The organism is Robertkochia flava, assembly GCF_020166515.1.
Lineage (GTDB): Bacteria > Bacteroidota > Bacteroidia > Flavobacteriales > Flavobacteriaceae > Robertkochia > Robertkochia flava.
Window position 1 is genome coordinate 63,309 of sequence record NZ_JAINZT010000009.1, and the last position, 20,204, is coordinate 83,512.

Annotated in this window: 14 protein-coding genes and 1 tRNA gene; 8 read left to right on the plus strand and 7 right to left on the minus strand. The window is 46.5% G+C overall.

Features of this window, described 5'->3' with window-relative positions:
• Window positions 1-84 precede the first annotated feature (84 nt).
• Both K7R11_RS14410 and K7R11_RS14415 read right to left on the minus strand, forming a co-directional pair.
• Window positions 85-471, minus strand: a complete 387-nt coding sequence (locus tag K7R11_RS14410) for a VOC family protein (RefSeq protein ID WP_224491542.1) — start codon at window positions 469-471, stop codon at window positions 85-87.
• 25 nt (window positions 472-496) lie between these two features.
• Window positions 497-1,081: a hypothetical protein gene (locus tag K7R11_RS14415; protein WP_224491543.1), complete on the minus strand. Its 585-nt coding sequence runs from the start codon at window positions 1,079-1,081 to the stop codon at window positions 497-499.
• 289 nt (window positions 1,082-1,370) lie between these two features.
• Here K7R11_RS14415 and K7R11_RS14420 point away from each other — a divergent pair, with 289 nt between their 5' ends.
• Together K7R11_RS14420 and K7R11_RS14425 are read left to right on the plus strand one after the other, a co-directional pair.
• The gene (locus tag K7R11_RS14420; RefSeq protein ID WP_224491544.1) at window positions 1,371-2,858 is read left to right on the plus strand and encodes an APC family permease; all 1,488 of its coding nucleotides are present in this window, start codon (window positions 1,371-1,373) and stop codon (window positions 2,856-2,858) included.
• Window positions 2,859-2,860: 2 nt separating this feature from the next.
• The gene (locus tag K7R11_RS14425; RefSeq protein WP_224491545.1) at window positions 2,861-4,309 is read left to right on the plus strand and encodes an aldo/keto reductase; all 1,449 of its coding nucleotides are present in this window, start codon (window positions 2,861-2,863) and stop codon (window positions 4,307-4,309) included.
• A 3-nt stretch (window positions 4,310-4,312) separates the two neighbouring features.
• On the opposite strand, the gene K7R11_RS14430 is transcribed toward K7R11_RS14425, so the two are convergent.
• The gene (locus K7R11_RS14430) at window positions 4,313-7,414 is read right to left on the minus strand and encodes a VPS10 domain-containing protein (protein ID WP_224491546.1); all 3,102 of its coding nucleotides are present in this window, start codon (window positions 7,412-7,414) and stop codon (window positions 4,313-4,315) included.
• Window positions 7,415-7,557: 143 nt separating this feature from the next.
• Between K7R11_RS14430 and K7R11_RS14435 the strand changes: the two genes are divergently transcribed.
• The 3 genes from K7R11_RS14435 to K7R11_RS14445 all read left to right on the plus strand — a co-directional run bounded on the left by K7R11_RS14435 (window position 7,558) and on the right by K7R11_RS14445 (window position 12,840).
• Window positions 7,558-9,216 (plus strand): hypothetical protein, encoded by a 1,659-nt coding sequence (locus K7R11_RS14435; RefSeq protein WP_224491547.1) that lies wholly within the window; start codon window positions 7,558-7,560, stop codon window positions 9,214-9,216.
• 80 nt (window positions 9,217-9,296) lie between these two features.
• Window positions 9,297-10,454 carry a hypothetical protein gene (locus tag K7R11_RS14440; RefSeq protein WP_224491548.1) on the plus strand — a complete coding sequence of 386 codons (1,158 nt, stop codon included), beginning with the start codon at window positions 9,297-9,299 and terminating at the stop codon, window positions 10,452-10,454.
• A gap of 1,453 nt (window positions 10,455-11,907) precedes the next feature.
• Window positions 11,908-12,840, plus strand: a complete 933-nt coding sequence (locus K7R11_RS14445) for a TlpA family protein disulfide reductase (RefSeq protein WP_224491549.1) — start codon at window positions 11,908-11,910, stop codon at window positions 12,838-12,840.
• A 94-nt stretch (window positions 12,841-12,934) separates the two neighbouring features.
• Here the strand turns inward: K7R11_RS14445 and K7R11_RS14450 are convergent, their stop codons facing one another.
• Both K7R11_RS14450 and K7R11_RS14455 read right to left on the minus strand, forming a co-directional pair.
• Window positions 12,935-14,020: a S41 family peptidase gene (locus K7R11_RS14450; protein WP_224491550.1), complete on the minus strand. Its 1,086-nt coding sequence runs from the start codon at window positions 14,018-14,020 to the stop codon at window positions 12,935-12,937.
• A 94-nt stretch (window positions 14,021-14,114) separates the two neighbouring features.
• A complete protein-coding gene (locus K7R11_RS14455; protein ID WP_224491551.1) occupies window positions 14,115-15,755 on the minus strand; it encodes a S41 family peptidase in 1,641 nt (546 codons plus the stop codon).
• A 290-nt stretch (window positions 15,756-16,045) separates the two neighbouring features.
• Here K7R11_RS14455 and K7R11_RS14460 point away from each other — a divergent pair, with 290 nt between their 5' ends.
• Window positions 16,046-17,272, plus strand: coding sequence for a hypothetical protein (locus K7R11_RS14460; RefSeq protein WP_224491552.1), 1,227 nt, complete (start codon window positions 16,046-16,048; stop codon window positions 17,270-17,272).
• Between the two features lie 680 nt (window positions 17,273-17,952).
• On the opposite strand, the gene K7R11_RS14465 is transcribed toward K7R11_RS14460, so the two are convergent.
• On the minus strand, window positions 17,953-18,183 hold the full coding sequence (locus tag K7R11_RS14465; protein ID WP_224491553.1) for a ferredoxin: 231 nt from the start codon (window positions 18,181-18,183) through the stop codon (window positions 17,953-17,955).
• A complete protein-coding gene (locus tag K7R11_RS14470; RefSeq protein WP_224491554.1) occupies window positions 18,183-19,424 on the minus strand; it encodes a peptidase U32 family protein in 1,242 nt (413 codons plus the stop codon). The genes K7R11_RS14465 and K7R11_RS14470 overlap by 1 nt, the downstream gene beginning before the upstream one ends.
• A 181-nt stretch (window positions 19,425-19,605) precedes the next feature.
• Here K7R11_RS14470 and K7R11_RS14475 point away from each other — a divergent pair, with 181 nt between their 5' ends.
• Window positions 19,606-19,962, plus strand: coding sequence for a four helix bundle protein (locus tag K7R11_RS14475; RefSeq protein ID WP_224491555.1), 357 nt, complete (start codon window positions 19,606-19,608; stop codon window positions 19,960-19,962).
• Window positions 19,963-20,118: 156 nt separating this feature from the next.
• Window positions 20,119-20,199, plus strand: a tRNA-Leu gene (locus K7R11_RS14480).
• Window positions 20,200-20,204 lie beyond the last annotated feature (5 nt).

The following is a 20,204-nucleotide window of genomic DNA, read 5'->3' on the forward strand; positions in this document are numbered from 1 at the left end:
TTATTTTAAAATCATTCCCGGATAGCGGAAAGTGAAACCCGAAAGCGGGAGCGATCATACCTAGCTGCACTGCCAAAGTGCTCATCATGTATTTTCCTGTAGCCTCCATGGAGGGTTAAGTCTGTTCTCCCCGGCATAATACAGGATAATTGGGTTACCATCGGGATCCTTAAGCCGGGCTTCCCTCCACAGCCATGGCTGGTCAGTAGGAGGCAGATCAAATATGATTCCCAAATCTTTCAGGGTATCTACCCGGGTATCGAGATCATCACATTCGAAATACACACAAACCCGGTCGCCTGTGGGCAATTGTGTGACCTGGTGAATGGAAAAGGTGGAGCCTCCCACCGGACATTCAAACCTTGCGTAGTGCGGCAGAGCGCTAACGATCAGTTTAAGTCCGAGTTTTTCATAAAAAGGGACCGAAATACTAAGATCTGATGAGGGCACTGTAACCTGGTTTAAATTCATTGTATACTAATTTGTCACGTCCATATTATTCTTCAAAATGCACTTCCGGATTTAAAAAAACATACTTTTCCCCATCCACCGTTACCGTTATCACATCATCCTTTACCTTATTTAAAACATCATATTTATCCTGAAGTTCCAGGGGCTTTAGGAAAAGGATACGTTGCTGATCCTTGTTAACTCCGGCTATTCCCCATAATTCTTCACTTCTGGAAAATTCGCCATGGTTAAGAGACGATACCGAAACCGGTACATCTTTTAAGGATAAAGATGAGGTAGCACTCAGGGATATTAAAACCACAAGGGCATTGCGATGCTTCCCGATTTTACCAAAAAATCCCGGCATCACATTCAGGTCCGAGTTAGGGTGAAATTTCAGATTATAGAAATCACCCTGTATCCCGTTAAACCTGCCTTTTTCATTATAGTACAAATAAGGCAGGATATCGTAGTACGAACTTTTATAATTTTCTCTGTAAGCCGCGATGCCCTTTTCATTAAGAGTGGATAGCGGGATCTCAGGAGAAAAAGCAGCCTCTTTCAATTTAGGCTTTCCTGCGCAGGAAAGCAGGCAACAGGCGAAAGACGAAAAGAGGATAAGGTTTTTCATTGCTGATCGGAGTTTATTAATAGGTCAAAAGTCAACCAGATCCGGATCCCTCCGGACGGTAGCATCACATGGTAAATTAAAGAAAATATACCGACTCCAGTGAATTTAAGTTTAATGCGGCCAAATAATGAAGGGGAATCCAAGTCTGTATTTTCCCCATAAAAATTAAGATACACAGGCAAAAAACCAATAAGGTAGGTGTTCCCGGCTCGTGACTATACAACTTAGCAAACAATTTAACACGTAATAAAATACTTACTTACAGGAATGATTTGTAATTTACGGGTCCATGAAAAAACCTGCTAAAGCTACACTAACCAGGCAGATGGGGCTTCTCGTGGTTACCGCCACCGGAGTGTCTTCCATGGTTGGGGCATCCATCAATATCGTCCCCTTTATGATCCACCGCAGCGTTCCGGAGATCGGCTCCTATGTATTATGGGCTTTCGTATTCGCTGCCCTGCCTGCGTTGATGGCCGGATTTGCCTTTGCCATCCTATCCTCTGCCATGCCGCATGCCGGGGGAAGTTACCTCTATGCGAGTCGCGGCCTCCATCCATACCTGGGGTTTGTGGCCAGTTTTTCGCAATGGTTCGGCCTCTCGATCGTGATCGGGGTCATAGCTTATCTGACCGTACCTTTTGTTCGCGATATCGCCCTTGTGGCCCATATGGAATGGCTTGCAAATGTTCTGAGCATCCCCTGGGTCAGGGTCGGACTCAGCCTGGCCATGATCTGGTTTTTCGTTTGGATCAATTTTAAGGGAATACAAACCTACTCCCGTTTATTGCTGCCCATGGTAGTCCTGATCTTCGCTCTTGGTGGTATCGTCATTGCCTCCGGGTTGATCTACGACACCAATGACTATCTGGCTGCCCTGGAGACCACGTCCACCACACCGTTTACCCCTGTGAGCGACATGCCTTTTAACTGGATCACATTTTTATCGGCAGCGGCGGTCCTCTTTTCCAGTTTTATAGGGTTCGATGCTATCGCACAAACGGGGAGTGAGGCTAAAAACCCCACACGCAACCTTCCACTGGCCATCCTTTTGGCCATCCTTGGGGTGGGTGTTTTTTACTTTTTGTTTACCGCTTCCGTCTACCATATGGTACCCTGGAGTTATATTGCCCTTCAGGCACAGTCTGCGGATATTACCGCTCCGGGAATGCTGAGCCTGATCCTGCCATCCGGATGGGATATCGCCATCCTGGCTGGTGCAGCCATCGCGTTGATCAACGATCTGCCGGCTATGCTGCTCTCGGTTTCCCGACTTATGTTCGCATGGGCCAGAGATGGGATTTTCCCTCAGGCCATCACCCGGGTACACCCGAAGAATCACACCCCGTATATAGCTCTGATCATCGCAGGAATTATTGCAAGCATCGGGGTTCTCGGATCACATTTTGCAGGCGACTTTTTCCTGGGGATCGATATTATGGTGATTGCTATGCTGGTCAATTTCCTGTTAATGTCTGTTACGGTATTAAGCATCCCCAGGGTCAACGTCAACCTTGCCCAAAGGATCAGCGTGTTTCGAAGCAGAAGACTCCAACTGATCACCGGGGTATCAGGCATCATCCTGATCTCGATATTTTTAATCACCCATGTTTACAAGGACCTTTCCAAAGAGCTGGAAGCCTGGTATTTTCATTCGACCTACGTTTGGCTCCTGGTCATGGCCCTTGGAAGCCTGGTATTTTACTACCATTGGCGACAACTCAGTCACGGCCCGGAGCAGGCTAAAAACATTTTTAAAACACTCCCAAACCAATAAATATGAAAACGCATTCACAACTTTCCGAAAATCTCGAAATCCCCAGGGTAGTCATCGGCCTCTGGCAGATCGCCGATATGGAACGACACGGGGACATCCTCGACCCCGGGGTCACTGCAACTTATATGCAGGCCTATGCCGATGCAGGGTTTACCGCCTTTGATATGGCCGATCATTACGGGTCGAGCGAGATCATTGCCGGCACCTTTAAAAACCTTGCAGACGATCCTGAGACGATCCGTTTGTTTACCAAGTGGGTACCCAGGCCCGGAAAAATTAACAGGCAGGATGTAAGGCAGGCTGTTCAAACCGCCCTGGACCGCATGAAACAAAGTACGATCGACCTGATGCAATTCCACGCCTGGTACTACCCCGACCCGAGCTGGCTGGACGCCTTGTTTTACCTGAAAGAATTAAAGGAAGAGGGACTTATCAAAAATATTGGGGTTACCAATTTTGATGCAGCCCACCTGAGGATCGCCCTGGCAAGCGGCATTCCAATTGTGAGCAACCAGGTTTCCCACTCTGTGATCGATTGCAGGGCCAGGAAAGATATGGCAGAGGTTTGTTCCCAGTACGGCGTAAAATTGCTTGCATATGGTACGCTTGCCGGTGGGTTTCTTTCTGATAAATGGCTGGGGAAACCGGAACCCGACCCAACTACCCTATCTACCTGGTCCCAGATGAAATACAAACGGTTTATAGATACTGTGGGTGGATGGGACGTCTTTCAGGAGATCTTAAGGGCCCTGAACGAGGTTGCCGAAAAACACAAAACAAGCATCGCTAATATTGCCAGCCGGTATATGCTCGAAAATCCCCATGTGGCCGCCGTGATCATTGGAGCCCGGTTGGGGGAGAATGCCCACATCGACGACCATAAGGCCATGCTCGACATCACCCTTGACCAGGAAGACCTGGATCGCATCAGAAGCGCTCAGGACGATCTAAAACCCCTGCCGGGCGATTGCGGAGATGAATACCGGAAACCGCCTTATTTAACCGCCTCCGGAGATCTGAGCCATCACCTGGAAGACATCCCCCATGCTTTTAACAGCATTACCACTGGGCACGACAGACGTCAGGTGTTTAGTGGCACTCCCTGGGAATGGTTTGCGGGATACTCCAGGGCAGTAAGAAAAAAAGATACTATTTACGTTGCCGGAACCACGGCCACCCATGGCGACCTGCGAATCGGTGGCCACGACCCTGAAGCCCAGGCGCATTTTATTATCGATAAGATCGAAGGAGCCATCGAATCGCTCGGAGGAACCCTGGCAGATGTGGTACGTACCCGGATCTTCGTACACGACCTCCGGCATTGGGAAGAAGTCGCCAGGGCGCACGGAAAGCGTTTCCACGGCATCAACCCCGCCAACACCCTTGTAGAGGGCAAACTGGTTGGGGATGGATACCTGGTAGAGATCGAAGCGGAAGCGCGGGTAGACTAATCATTATTCGAACCATTCCCTGTTAACCTCCTGGTATCGTGTTTTAAAGGGCTCCCAGAGGTCCTTATTAAAACTATGGTATTTCTCCTCGAAAATGGTGGTGAGATTTTCGGCCATATCCAGTCGTTTCCAATCCTGTTCAGAAGGAAGGGTAGTTCTTGCTATGGCGGCTTTTTGAGCCGCAACGGTACTGCTGTAGGCCGAGACCTTATTGGTTTGCCATGCCCCCACCTGACGGTCTCCGGGACCGGGTTTTAAGGTCTGTTCCAGCGCCTCCAATGCCTTGCTCAAATCCCTGACCTCTTCCGGAATACCCGGAGTTCCAGATTTTTTATAATGGGCCTCCATCTTACCTAAAGCTTCCCGCTGCTTTGACATTTGTTGCATGAGTGCAGACAACCTGGACACCTGGGTGTCTACGGCCTTTTGATACTGATACAGGGCCTCATCAACCGCTGCAGGAAGTTCAAATCGGGGATCAGCCACTACCTTTACCTCAACGTTATCGCGGTACTCCCCATACCGAAGCTCCACCTTATAATTTCCGGGTACCACCGGGATGCCCCTGGATTCTTCCGTGATCCAGGTTCCGGGTAATACGGTAGCCCTTTCATCCAGCTTCCAGGTGATGTAATTAAGTCCTTCCTTGAGTTGAGTTTGCTCCACCTCATTTACGATCGCACCTTGGGCATTGTAAACCACCGCGCTAACCACGCTATCGGTTTGAGATAACCGGTTGATATAAAAGGGGATCTCTGCTTTCTGAAAACTCCTGTTCTCCCCCTCAAATGTGGTGTGGAAGCCGGTCCAGATATTCCCCGGAGGCGCTATAAAAAGGCCTTTGACCTGTACCACAGGGTTCATGGGGAGAGCCGTGATCGGTTTGTTCGTACGCCCCGCGGCAATCTCCCGCAGGCTCAGCAGATCATCCAGGACCCAGATGGCCCTTCCAAAGGTTCCAATGATCAATGCCGATTCTCTTTCCTGTATCACCAGATCGGTGGTGGCTACTGATGGAAAACCGTTTGGAACAGCAGTCCAGTCTTCCCCTTCATTGATACTCACCCAAAGGCCGTGCTCCGTTCCCAGGAAAACAAGTCCCTTTTCCACCGGGTCCTGGATAAAGGAAAGCGCATACCCCCGCACATCCTGTTCGTCGGCCATTCGTTGCCATTGCTTCCCAAAATCGGTGGTCTTAAATAAATAAGGAGCATAATCGCCTTTCCTGTAATTGTTAACCACCATCCAGGCTGCACCCTTCTCATATCGGGAGGCGTAGATCCGGGTGATCCAGGCTCCTTGTGGCAGGCCATCGATATTGGCGGTAAGGTTTTTCCAGGATCGGCCTCCATCACGGGTCAGGTGTACCTGTCCGTCGTCGGTTCCTGCCCAGATCACCTGCGCTTCTATAGCACTTGGGGATATGGTCAGGATACTATTGTAATTCTCTGCCCCGGAAACGTCGAGGGTGAGTCCACCATAGTCGCCTTTCTGGTGGGCAGGGTTGTTGGTGCTCAGGTCGGGAGAAATGATCTCCCAGCTGGCTCCCTTGTCGGAAGTCTTATGTACATATTGAGATCCGTAATAGGCCCCGCTCTCGTTCCATGGATCCTTTGCAAAAGCCGCATTCCAGTTAAACCGCAAGGGAGTATCCGGAGAAGGAGGCTGAGGGGCGATGCTCACGTAATAGCCCGTTAGCTTGTCGTACCGGTAAAGATCCCCGTTTTGCGAAGTTCCATATCCAAACCGGGAGTTATCCTCATCGGGAGCGATGTAAAATCCATCGCCACCCACCAGGTACTGCCAGTAGAGCGTTCGGATACCTCCCCTTTTCCAGGTATATGCAGGCCCCGACCAGTTCCCATTGTCCTGCATTCCCCCGTACACATTAAACGGCGTATCATGATCGGCATTTACGTGATAAAACTGGGCTACGGGTATAGTTTCCGGGAAATACCAGCTCTTGCCATGGTCATAGGTGATCCCTAATCCCCCATCACCCCCGATCATAAAATGCTGCGGATCCTCCGGGTTTACCCAAAAAGCGTGAAAATCGGCATGGATACCTTTGGTTTCATCGGCAGGGATCATTGGAGCAGGATCAAAGCTTACCCCTCCGTCGTAGCTCACCGACAATGGCTGGTAAATATTATAGAGCCTGTCCGGATCTTTTGAATCCACAGCCAGGTCCTGAAAGTAGAACGGTCTGTTATTGGTAAACTTCGGATCATCATTCACCAATTCCCAGGAAAGTCCTCCATCGTTACTTCGGTACAGGGCATTTTTTACCGCCTCGATCTTCGCATACACCCGTTGGGGATCGCTGGGAGCTATAGCCACCCCGATCCTACCGAGGTCACCTTCGGGCAACCCATTTTCGGGGCCAATTCTTTTCCAGGTATCTCCCCCATCAAGAGTAAGGTATAAACCCGAACCGGGACCCCCTGAAGTAAAAGAATAAGGTGTGCGACGGTGCTCATAAAGAGCCGCTATGATCTTATCCGGATTCTGCCGATCCATGACCATATCTCCGATCCCGGAGGTGGTATTGCTGTAAAGGATCTTTTCCCAATGCTCCCCTCCGTCTGCAGACCGGTAAAGTCCGCGATGCTCCCCGGGGGTAAAAGGGTCGCCCATGGCCCCAACATAAATGATATTACTGCTATCGGGGTGTACGATGATCCTGTGGATAGACCTGGTGCCTTCCAGTCCCATATGCTGCCAGGTCTTCCCGCCATCCTCGCTTTTAAAGATCCCCATGCCCAGGTTCATGGAATTCCGGGGATTCCCTTCTCCGGTACCTACCCAGATAATTTCCGGATTGTTTTGATCGATCGCGATGGCCCCAATATTCTGTGTAGGCTGGTCATCAAAGACAGGACTCCAGGCCGACCCGCCGTTTACCGATCTCCAAACCCCTCCGGAGGCAGCGCCCACAAAAATCATCTTAGGGTTGGAGAGGTCTACATCTATAGCTGTGATCCTTCCGCTCATATTGGCAGGTCCTACATTTCGGATCTTCAGGTTTTCAAGTTTTCCAAAATCAAGGGCCTGAGCTTTGACACCAATGGTAAAGCCGATAAGAAGAAGGAGGGTAAGACGCATAATTCCTGGGTTTTGTACTTTAAGATGCAATGTATTTAAAAATTCGTTTCTTTGATAGAAAGTAAAATTTTTCGTTCAACCATGACTCCTGAAATTGTTTTGCAAGGATACCGGTTGCAAGCTAAAGACTAAATTCACCCTCCATGAAGAATAAAATTGCATCCATTGTTTATACGGGATTCCTCTTCTTTTCACTTCTCCAGGTGATTCATGCTCAAAACAAAACTATTGGTTCAGACAGCCACCCTCAGCTGGTCGAGCTATTCCGGAATTGGCGGGTCTTTGAAATGCCACCCCTATTTGATGGCGCCCCTGATTATCGCAGGGAGACCTTTGAAAAGCGATGGCCCGAATTTCTCAGTCTGAAATCCGAATTGGAGTCGTTTGACAAGGAGACGTGGACGACCGCACAGCAGGTCGACTGGTATATCGTTTGGGCAGAAATGAATGGGTATTCGTTCAACCACCGGATATTGAAACCATGGCAAAGGGACCCGGCCTTCTACAAAACCATCTGGATGGACAGAAGTGATGTCCCCGCCCATGAAGGACCAACCCACCACGCAGTTACCGAGGTATGGCAATACACCTTCCCCCTGAGTGAAGATCAAAGGAAAAGTTTTATCTCCGACCTGAAAATCATTCCGCCATTAAACCGCCAGGCAAAAATAAATCTTACCGGTAATGCCAGAGACTTATGGATAGCCGGAATAAGAGATATCCAAACCCAGGCATCCGACCTTGAAAGCCTGAAAGATATGCCGGGAGTTTCCGAAGACCCGCAGCTCCTTGAATCCATTGATGAGGCTAAAACAGCCACCGAAGACCTGGTGCGCTGGCTGCAGAAGGAGGCCTCAATGAAAACCGGTCCTTCCGGGATCGGAAAAGAGCAATATACCTGGTACCAGCAAAATGTGCACCTGGTACCCCTTACCTGGGACGACGAGGTTATGCTTTTGAAAAGGGAACTGGCCCGGGCATGGGCGGCCCTTAAGCTGGAGGAACACCGAAACAGGGATCTGCCGCCATTAGAACCCGCAGCGAATCCGGAAGCCTATGACGCCCTCGCCGAAAGATCGGCAAAGGAGTTGCTGCGATTTTTAGAGGAAAACGACATCGTAACGGTTAAAGACTATTTTGAGCCCGCCCTCAATGCCCATTTGGGAGCCTTTGTGCCGGAAGAAACCAGGAACTTCTTCTGGATCACCGCCCACCTCGACCCCAAACCCCTCTACTCTCATTTTTACCATTGGTTCGAACTGGCCCGAATGGACCAGGACCCGAACCCGAATCCTATTCGAACGAATGCGCTCTTGTACAATATTTTTGATTCCCGTAATGAAGGAATGGCTACAGCAGTGGAGGAAATGTTTATGCAGGCCGGATTGTACAATGAGAATCCCAGATCGCGGGAAATTGTTTATATCATGATCGCCCAGCGGGCTGCCAGGGGACTGGGGTCCCTTTATGCCCATGCCAATGAAATGACCATGGAAGAGGCCGGAACCATCCATTCGGAATATACCCCCCGAGGCTGGATGAAAACTGAAAAAGAGCTGCTGATCTTTGAACAGCACCTGTACCTGAGGCAACCCGGGTACGGCACCAGCTACATCACCGGGAAATACCTCGTAGAGGAGGCGCTGAAGGAATATGCCAAGTTAAAGGAAAGCGAGAATGAACCCTTTGAACTTAAAACCTTCTTCGATACCCTGAACACCATAGGAAACATCCCGATAAGCCTGGGACAATGGGAAATGACAGGAAATAACGACCACTTGAAAATGATTTCAGCCCACTAGGATGATACCATGGCCTGAAGAAAAGCCTAAACACTCGTTTTATATAATTTTTATTAAAATTGTAGTAATAAATCTACAAAATGAAATTTTTATACCCTTTTTACCTGCTTCTCTTATTTACCGGTTGTTCAAAAAGTGAGGGGGAAAACCTTGATGGAAATTCTACGAGGCTTCCCGTTGTATCGGCTATTGCGTATACGTCAGATCAAAATATACCGAATTCAGAAAAGGAAGTTTATCATTACACGCTAAGCGCGAATGGCCAGGCAGAGGTTACTGAACCCCTTAATACAAATTTTGATATTGGAGCAGATTACCTGCATCTGAGGAGGAATGACGACAAACTGACTTTTTTTTACCGGAACTCAGCATTCCCGGATAATTACCGGTTTTCAGAATATTTCTGCGACTCAGGTAAGGTGAACTGGTATGACCAGATCTGCAGCAGTGCTCCAATTGCCAGTTCTGACTTTTATCCTTTGGCATCCCTGGAAAACACAATCCATATCACTCACGAAACCATTGATGGTTCCTATCATTTTTACCTTAATATCATGAGAGGGGACGAATCCTGCGAACGAATTTTTATGGGCCAGGCCTCCGGGGTGGTAAACGACTACCATTTTCAATCCATAGACGAAAAGTTCTACTTCTATTATCCTGATAGCGATACCAGCAGGAGACTCACACAGATCGACCTGCAAAATGCTGCTATCACGAACAGCATTGAAATTGAAAGACCATTCCGGGGTATCATTACAAAAGAAATGATTCACCTCTACCTCGATAACGGAGTGCACAAAACCATTTCCACAGACGCGTTCACGGTTTCAAATGCTGCATCCTACACCTCCGGCGCAGAAAGGGTTCTTGCACCAGGGTTTACGGAAGTCAAACTTCTCACCCCGGACCAGGCGCTGATCAAAAATAGTATTCCTTACCCCTCACCAGGTGCGCTGAGTGATGGACCGGCAATATTGGAATTATCAGACCTGAGTCTGTCAAGAGGAGAAAATGGATTCATGTACGATCTTCTTCGAAAAGCCGAAGAAGAGCTTATGGCCGGGATTAACTTCACAAGTTACACCTATGACCCCCTATCACAAACCGTAGTAGTTGGTTACAATCAACTTAATAATGAAGGATACTCCGGTGGAGTTATCTATGGAGATTTTGAAGGGAACCTTAAACGTATCGAACCTCTGCCAGTTTCACCAAAACACCTCTGGATCGAATAGTGATTATCAGCCCCATCCCTCATTTCTGGCCCATCATGCATCTGCAGTCGTTTCTCAGTCACCATCCGTTCAAATGATTTGGCAAATGATCCGAAGACCGTTTAGTCCTAACGGTTTAAAATCTTTACCTCTTCCCAAAGCAGCTACATTTTGTCGTTGCTTTTTCTAACTTCATTCTGTACCATAAAAAAAGGCCACCCGAATGAGCGACCTTTTCACTAACCAACCAATAAACTTAAATAATCAAAATCAACTTCAAATTATGAGATCGTATCCCCGGTTCCAAAGGGGGGCAGGAACCGGTTTCTTACCTCAAGTAGGATAAGTGATATCTTTATGCAATCGAGAGAAGCATCCTTTAAAAAACTTTCGTCTTTGTTCTTTGCTCCTGACTCTTTGCTCTTTTTCAAAATTTCAACAGTGCAAATATACTATGCATGCACAGTTTAATACTTGTAAAAAACAAAGATTAAATTGCTGATTATGTGTCCTTTACAAATCATCTGTATATGATTTATATTTTTTTGGTGCATACGGTAATAGCTGAGAAACAGACGATTAAGGATGGATGATGATAGATAACACAGAAATCCCATTTGTACCAGAAACACCCGTAGTACATCAAAGATCCGGTTACAACTAAAATTTCACCAGAGGAGTTGATCTTACATCTTTGTTTTTTTTGACTTTGATCCTTCATCCTGCCCAATAAAAAAAGGCCACCCAAATGAGCGACCTTTTTCACTAACCAACCAATAAACTTAAATAATCAAAATCAACTTCAAATTATGAGATCGTATCCCCGGTTCCAAAGGGGGGCAGGAACCGGTTTCTTACCTCAAGTAGGATAAGTGATATCTTTATGCAATCGAGAGAAGCATCCTTTAAAAAACTTTCGTCTTTGTTCTTTGCTCCTGACTCTTTGCTCTTTTTCAAAATTTCAACAGTGCAAATATACTATGCATGCATAGGATTTATCTTGTAAAAAACGAGGTTTAAATTTCTTTTTACCTGAATAACAGTTAGATACAACCTTTTCTTCTATATTTTGGCAGTCTGAACCAGGGCATACGGACCTCCCTGGATACGGCAGCCTTAAATTCCCCTTATCCGGAAAGATCAAAAATGCAAACCCATCCCGTTACTTAAATAACTCGCACAAAACAAATTTTCAATTGAATGAAGGGATGTCATATTGTTACCTCAGCCCATATGGCCAGTGCAGTACCCCTGCCCTTGTCTTCAGGTCCAAAATCATGAAGGTTTACAATGCGGTGAAACGATCTATTATCGGTCATCCGGATTGGATAAACATGCGTAACGTTCCAGACATTCCGGTTAATCGTAATTGCAAGAAAATCTGCATATTCCTGTTTTCATTCTTTAAATTGTAACGAAAAGCTTACAATAAATACCTATAAATGCAATCAATCATCAATCAAAAATTAAATTCATGAAACGTACAGAAAAGATAGTGTTCCTTCTTTTGGGAGTCACACTACTTATTATTTACCCCAATACTTCCAGCTTCCCGGCTTTCTGTGCCTCTGCATTTACGGTACTGTCAGGAATGCTGTTCTTTGCATTAAATACCCAAAAGGGAATTTGCCTACTCTCCCAAAGAAAGGGAAGTAACTTCTTCCTGCAAAACCTGCTTCCTTTCCTGGTTTGCTATGGTGTCGCGCTACTCCTGAACGTATGGTATTGGATGAGCTTTTCTCCTGATGCCAGTTTTAAATGGCGTTATCTGCTGGAGTCATTTCCTCACAAGGAATCTGCAATGCTTCCGGTCTTGTATACACTTGGACTGTTCTACGGTTATCTGCGTCCCCATATGAAAGCCGTTAAGGTAACCCTGGCCGCTGTTGCTGTCCTGCTTATATCAGGATTTATATACCTCAACATTCCGGTTGAAGACCGCCTTGCAAAAAATGAAAATTACCACATCATCACACAGGAAGTTCAATCTATCGATGCATTGATCAAACAACCTCAATTTAAAGACAAGACCCTGTATATAGATCTATGGTACAGCAGTTGTTCTCCTTGTGTTAAACAATTCAAGGAGTATCTTCCGCAATTGAAGAAAGAAATAACGAAACAGGGAGTATCGGTGGAATATATTTACCTGGCGCGCGAAACCAGTCATCCGGATTCTAAGCAACGGTGGCGAAATGCAATAGAGAAATACGAACTCAAGGGTTGGCATTACTATTTTGTTAAAGAAAAGGCTCAGGGCTACTGGGATGAAATAACACGGGAACTCCATCCAGGATTCACCGCAGGCTACCCACATTATCTAATAGCAAAAAACGGAAAGATCGTCTCTTATAATGCACCATATCCGGAAGAAGTAGCGTCGGTTCTGAATCTCCTGAAGCCTTAAGCACAAAAAGTCAGGGGTATTGAGACCTCCGGAAAAAAGAAAAGCTCCCTGCTAAAAACACGGGGAGCTTTTCATTGGTTGGAATAGTTGCTGATTATCCTTTGATATCTAATTTTCCGGATTTAAGATCCAGTAGCAGTTGTTCATAATATCGCCTTTCCCCATCATTGTCTGATCCCGTCATCAGGTTTTCAACGGCCTTTGTAACGGCCACCTTCAACGCCTCGTCAGATGGTACTTCTATATGCGGTTTTACCCCTGTGCCTTCCCAGTTCGATTGGGTCACCGGGTTAATGGCCCTGCCGGAAGGAATGAAGACAACCAGGTTTTCATCCAGGGGATAGGGGCCTCCGGGATGGGCTCCTCCTCCGGTGGTTTCTCCTATGACCGTAGCCCGTTCCAGGTTCTTCAGGTTATAGGTAAACTCCTCGGCTGCAGAAAAAGTATCACTACTGGTGAGCACATAAACCGGGATATCAGGACGCCGCTTACCGGGAACATAAGGGAGGGTCCAGGTCTGGGTTCGGGTGTCGGTGGGACGCCAGTAAAAATTATTGAGATGCACAGGATCGCTGTCGTACAAATAACTGGTTAGCAACTGTATCATGCCCGGGGAGCCTCCTCCATTTCTCCGAAGATCAATTATAAGAGCATCGGCATTAGCCAGAAAGTTCATGGCCGCTGCAGCGGTTTCCCCTGCAAATTCAGGGTTCATAAATGCCCTGAGATCGAGATACCCTATATTGCCTTCCAGCACACTTATCTTATGAAACCCGAAGTTTTGGGATCTCATTTCACCTACCCATCGTTCCCTTCGGGCCACGCTGTCCTCTGGTGAAGCTACAGACATGTATTGAGCGATGCGTTCCGGATTAAAACGTACATTCAGGTGCTTATCCTTACTCACGGACTGCAGGTCGGCAGTGAGCTGCTCGGCAACCTTCCTTCCATTTCCAAGACCGGCATACACCCCTTTTTTCTGTTGAGCACTAATGTGATCTGCCATTTTAATGGCCATGTCCGGAAATACATAAACCTGTTTAAGCGCCCTGGAAAGCGAATCTACTGCCGCCTCGATTTGTTGATTTGTCAGGGTTGAATCTACAGGCTTCTCCTGGGCATGAGTACTGATAAAAATCGATAACAAGAACGCCGTCAGGATTTTGATTAGTGTGTTCATTTTTTGATGATGATTGATTTGTTATTCAAATTTAATTGATATGTCAATTAAATAAAAGTGTTTTAATAACATCTTAACAAAATCAACCTGGGCCTTATTCCTCCAGTGAACTCAGTAAAGACGCTAATTCCTGCCGGATCCCGCAGGAGTCTCCGCAAAGCTGCATAGCCTTTTCTGCCGCCTCCCTCGCTTCCTGTTCCCTTCCGGATTGCTTCAGTGCCTTAGCCAGACCTGCCCAGGAGACGGCAGCCTCCGGATAGAGCTCCGTATTGAGCTGCCCCACGAACATGGCTTCATTGACCTGCCCTGAAGACAATAACCGCTCTGCCACCTCAGCGAATCGATTTTCAAAATCAAAGAATACGTATCTGTCGTCCCTTGAAAGCCTGAAGGCTTCCGATTTAAGGGTTTCAACATCCCCCTTCATAAACAGGGCTGTAAGGTGGTCCATAGGGTCAAGAATAAAATCATCATCCCTGAAATTTAGAGCTGCATCCAGCACGGGGTCCCGGTTTTCCAGGTAATCTTCAAAGCTTAGCTGCACAGCTATATGGGGTGGCAGCCACTGCTGGTTCTCCCATTGGGGTTTATCCTGCCACCAGGCAAAACTTAGGTACACCGGAATTTCGCTTTCCGGAAGCACCACCTTATTATTATCCCCGTAGAAGTTGATATTTTCCCCAGTAGGTTCACCAATAAAGATGGCGTTGGTATAATTATCGAGTTCATTCACCAGGTTCTGGCAGGCTGAAAAGGTACGATCACCCAGGATCACGAAAAGATGTCCTACCCGATCAATCTCAGGGTGTGCAATAATGTCCTTGATCACCGCCTTATTCTTATAATTATTCCCTCCCCCATTCAGGCGCACATCAATAACCAGTTTATCTATATGCTTCTCCCTGATCTCTTCAAACACCTTATCGTAGAATTCCGGGATGGGCACCAGGGAATCGTCCTGGATCTGGCTCTGGCGCACGTACATGGCATTATTGTCATTGAGAAATTCAGAATAATAGATCCTGTCGAGATGTTTGAGGTAATTAGGTGTAAAACCCTGATCGCGGGCACTTATCCAACCCGCTTCATTTTTCGTGTATCCGTAATCTGTTGGTGGGCGCTTCCCTTTTTCCATGGGCTTCAAAGTGCGCTCATACGACTTCCCGTTCTTTTCCAGCGTAAGGGTTACTCCAGCTTCGGGGTCAGGGATCAGACCTTCCTTTGCAAGTAGCTCGGTATACACCAGGAAATTCATTCCATATGCCTTAAAGAACTGGGAGTTTTCTGCAGGAAAATAAGGATAGACCTGTCTGTACACATCCATGACATCCTCACCAGCAATCTTCAGGACCCTCGCACCTGCATCCTCCTTATATTCCTCCGAAATTCCTTCTATAAAAATTCCATCCTTGAATTCCATAAGGTTAACCGGAAGCTGCCTGAGTTCAAAATCAGTTCCCCTTAAGCCTACCGATGTGTGTCCGTATTCGAAGGAAGACACCAGCTCCATTATTCCGCAAACCGCCTCATAATCTTCCATGGACTCCACCTGAGCGTATAACTCATTATAACGCTTGTTGAAATCTTCCCTGCTGATCTTTTTATAGAGAAAAGGGTATTCTGTATCTATGGTTGTCTTAAGAAATTCCAGGTCGCTTTTCCAGTTCACCTCTTCCTGAGCGATGCCACCCAGGTAAGAACCAAGTACAAAAATGAGTGTAATAAGTTGCTTCATAATATTTTGATTGGTTTGCATATACTTCAGAAGATCAGTCTTCATTTGTCTAACATTGTTACAATATGAAACACAACAACTACGGGCAGGCTTTGCTATTATTCACCACCATTTACCGAACCTATATACCCTCGGCTCACCCGTAAGTCATGGGTCTGATTCAAGAAACAGGTCATGAATTCCTACAAAATATTGTTATCGATATAAAAAGGCGCACAACGAATATAAGTATTTTATTACCAGGCATTTAGCTAGATTAGTGACACTAATAATCAACATAACGAAAAAAAATGAAACAAGTTCACCTCATCGGAGTAATTCTGGTACTGGCCCTGTTTTCCTGCCAGAACGACCTGATGGAAGATCAAAAACTACTGGAAACCAATTCCATGCTAACGGTAAAAGAGGCCGTTGTAATTACTTTTGACGAACCTTCAGAGGGTTACATGGCAGGCGATATTATTTCATCCACCATGCCGGATGGCTGTGGCGGAGAGGTAAGGATCTATGCCGAAAACCCGGAGGCGAACCCCGGAGTAAACGCTGCCATGATCTTTGATTCCAATGCTCCTACGGGGGGCGATATCGATCTGGGCACTCCGAACATTCAATACGGGGGGCCCGGGGAATCGGAAGACAGCGAGAACGGATTTGAACCTACAAATGATACCGCTCAGAATAACGTTCTTATCATCACGGAGGACTTTGACAGTGAAGATCCCGATGACAGTTACGTTGCGGGATCCTACTTCGAATTCGATTTTAGTGGCTATGGAAATGGAGAGGTTAACATGACTTCTTTTCTGATGATCGATCTCGACGGGGAAAGTAAAGCGGATGGCACATTTGTAAAACTTTACGACAAAGACGATGCCTTGATCTTTGAAAAAGAGATCATGCCTATGAATGACAACGGGGTTCAAACCGTAGACCTGGAAAATACCCCGGGAGTGGTAAAAATGGTCCTGGAACTGAATAATTCGGGGGCCATCGATGATATCCGCTTCCACTGTGAAAGGGAACTGGAAGACGTTTCCTGCGAAACCCTTTTTGCCAAAGGAGCCGACGCCTTATGTTTTAATAATACCGAACCCGACAATTTCTCCCGATGGGGATGGACCAATATGCTCTCTGAGGGTGATTCGGGCACCATGGAACTATGGGCAGGTGCAGCCCAGTGTAACACCGGGAAAGGAACCCTGGTGGGATACCTCAACTACAGCTACCTCGAAGGCACTTTGGAAGTGGAATATGAAATGATGAATGGTTTCTATCTCACAGAAACACATTTCTATGCAGGTACTGACATGTATCCTGAAAAGATGGGCACACCCACTGTTGCTCCGGGACAATACCCTTATAAAAATGAAAAACTGGATTATGCCTCCTCAGACAGCTATACTGTTGGAGGGCTGGATGGAGATATTTACCTGATCGCCCATGCGGAGGTCTGCGGTGAATTCGAAAAATACGATGACGACAATCACTACTATGATGATGACGAGGATGGGAATTAATTCTCCCTATCCTTATTGAATTCTCCAACCGCTTCGGGAAACCGGGGCGGTTTTTTTATGGGGTGGTGAGGTGATAAGGTACAAGGGTACGGAGGTACGGGATGCGTAATATGACGCATTCGTCTTCGCGAGGAGCATCCAGGGATGCGACGTGGCGATCTCCCCGTTACAGGAACGAGTTTGAGTTTGAGTTTGAGTTTGAGTTTGAACATGAAGATGAATTTGAATACTCACGTCTTTGCGAGGAGCATCCAGGGATGCGACGTGGCGATCTCCCCATTACAGGAACGAGTTTGAGTTTGAGTTTGAACATGAAGATGAATTTGAATACTCACGTCTTTGCGAGTATACCTGCCAAAGGCAGGGAACGAAGCGACGTGGCAATCTCCCTAATGCAGGTACCAGTTTGAGTTTGAGTTTGAGTTTGGACATGAAGAGGAATTTGAATACTCACGTCTTCGCGAGGAGCATCCAGGGATGCGTAATATGACGAGTTCGTCTTCGCGAGGAGCATCCGCGGATGCGACGTGGCGATCTCCCTAATGCAGGTACGAGTTTGAGTTCGAGTTTGGGTTTGGAGATGAAGTTGATCCTTGTTCCAAGTCGTTTTACTGACATGGAGGTTCAGGCTTTTACTTCCATACTCCTGAGTCTTGATTCCCGGCTCTTGGCTCCCTACCTTAGATCATCTTGGTAGTAATGATCTTCACCGGACAGGCTTTCTGGGCCTCCATACAGGGATCAAAAATGCTGTTGTCATGTGACTTAATGGTAAAAAAACCCTTCTTATCCTTTGAATGGAGCAGGACGCTTTTCCCATCCTTTTTGGACATCTGGAATTGTCCGGGGGCCAGCTCCACACAATAGTTGCACCCGATGCATTTTTCGCGCTGTAAGGTAACTACAACCACTAGGCAGAAACAATTTTATAAAGTTTATCGGAGAGGCGCACTCTGAAGTCGGTTTTTATGGTAGCTGAATCTCCTTTTTTAGCGGCTTCCGCCTTTTGATCGTCTACCATCATCTCTGTGAGTTCGAACTCCTTCACCCCGGTGGTAGGACCGGTAATGAGCAGTTTATCACCTACTTTGATATCATAGGCTTCGATCTTAAACTGGGCGATACCGGCCTTGGGAAAGAAGTGCTCTCCTTTTCCTATATAAACCTTTTTCTGGGTCGCCTGAGACCCGGGGCCATCGCTCCACTCGCCGAGCTTTTGTCCCAGGTAATACCCATTCCAGAATCCGCGGTTGTATACGGTGCTGAGCTCCTCCATCCAGGCTGTCACCTTTTCTTTGGTGTATGTACCTTCATGATACGCATCAATGGCATCCCTGTAGGTCTTGATCACCCTGGCTACATACTCAGGAGCACGTCCGCGTCCTTCGATCTTTAGTACTTTTGCTCCTGATTCGATCACCTGATCCAGGATATCCAGGGTACACAGGTCTTTGGGAGACATCATATATTCGTTATCGAGCTCGATCTCGAATCCGCTTTCCTGGTCGATCACTGTATATTTCTTACGGCAATTCTGCTTACAAGCCCCGCGGTTCGCTGAAGAGTTATGAGAATGCAGGCTCAGGTAGCACTTACCTGATACCGCCATACAAAGGGCACCATGCCCAAAGATCTCGATCTCCACCAGGTTTCCCGAAGGCCCTTTGATCTCTTCTTTTTCGATCTGTTCACAGATCTTCTTTACCTGGCGCAGGCTTAATTCCCGGCTCATCACCATAGTATCTGCAAACATTGCGTAGAACCGGACCGTCTCAATGTTGGTGATATTGATCTGGGTAGAAATATGCACCTCCATACCGATCTGTCTGGCGTAGGCAATTACCGCCTGGTCCATGGCTATAACCGCGGTGATCTCTGCCTGCTTTGCCTTATCCAGCAAGGTCTTGATCAGGGTGAGGTCATGATCGTAAATAATGGTATTCAGGGTAAGGTAGGTACGCACGTTTTTCTCACGGCATCTTCTGGTGATCTCCTGAAGGTCGTCCATGGTAAAATTAATGCTGGCCCTGGCCCGCATGTTAAGCTGTTCCACTCCAAAATAAACAGAGTCTGCCCCATTATCCAGTGCAGCCTGCAATGATTCAAAGTTTCCGGCCGGCGCCATTAATTCGATCTTTCCCGATTCGGTCATAGCATAAAAATTTTGCGGTTGCAAAAATACGTTTTTTTATGAGATTTCAAAGAATAGAAATGCAATACAGAATTGTAAACTTCTGAATAATATCAGGTTAAGTGAGTTTGAGGAATTGAGGAATTGAGGAATTGAGGAATAAAATCGATTATTTACTATATTTATCAAAATAAATTAAAAAATGTATCAATTCTATTTTGAAAAACTTGAGGTATGGCAGAATGCCAGAGGCTTGGTTAAATCTGTTTATTCGGTTAGTCGATTCTTCCCAAAGGCTGAACAGTTTGGCATAACCTCTCAGATCAGAAGATCTTCCATGAGCATTGCTTCCAACATATCGGAGGGAGTTTCGAGGTATACAAAAAAAGACAAAGCTAGGTTCATGGTTTTGGCGTTCGGTTCGGCGATGGAAACCATTAATCATTTAATCCTTGCCAAGGATCTTGAATACTTGAGTGAACAGGAATACATTAACCTTCGGAAAGATCTACAGCTAATTACCAATCAATTAAACGCTCTACATAAATCATTGACTTGACATGAATACCAAAAGTTGTCGTTTATACTAAAAAGACAGTTTTACAAATCCTCGATCTCACAATTTTACTTTCTGTAAATTTCCTTTCCCATTTCAAACAATTTATTTAGATTTGCCCCCGCCTAAAAGCAAGAAACGTTCTTTACAAGGCAACACGCACATGTGGTGAAATGGTAGACACGCTGTCTTCAGGTGGCAGTGCCTTCGGGTGTGGAGGTTCGACTCCTCTCATGTGCACATCA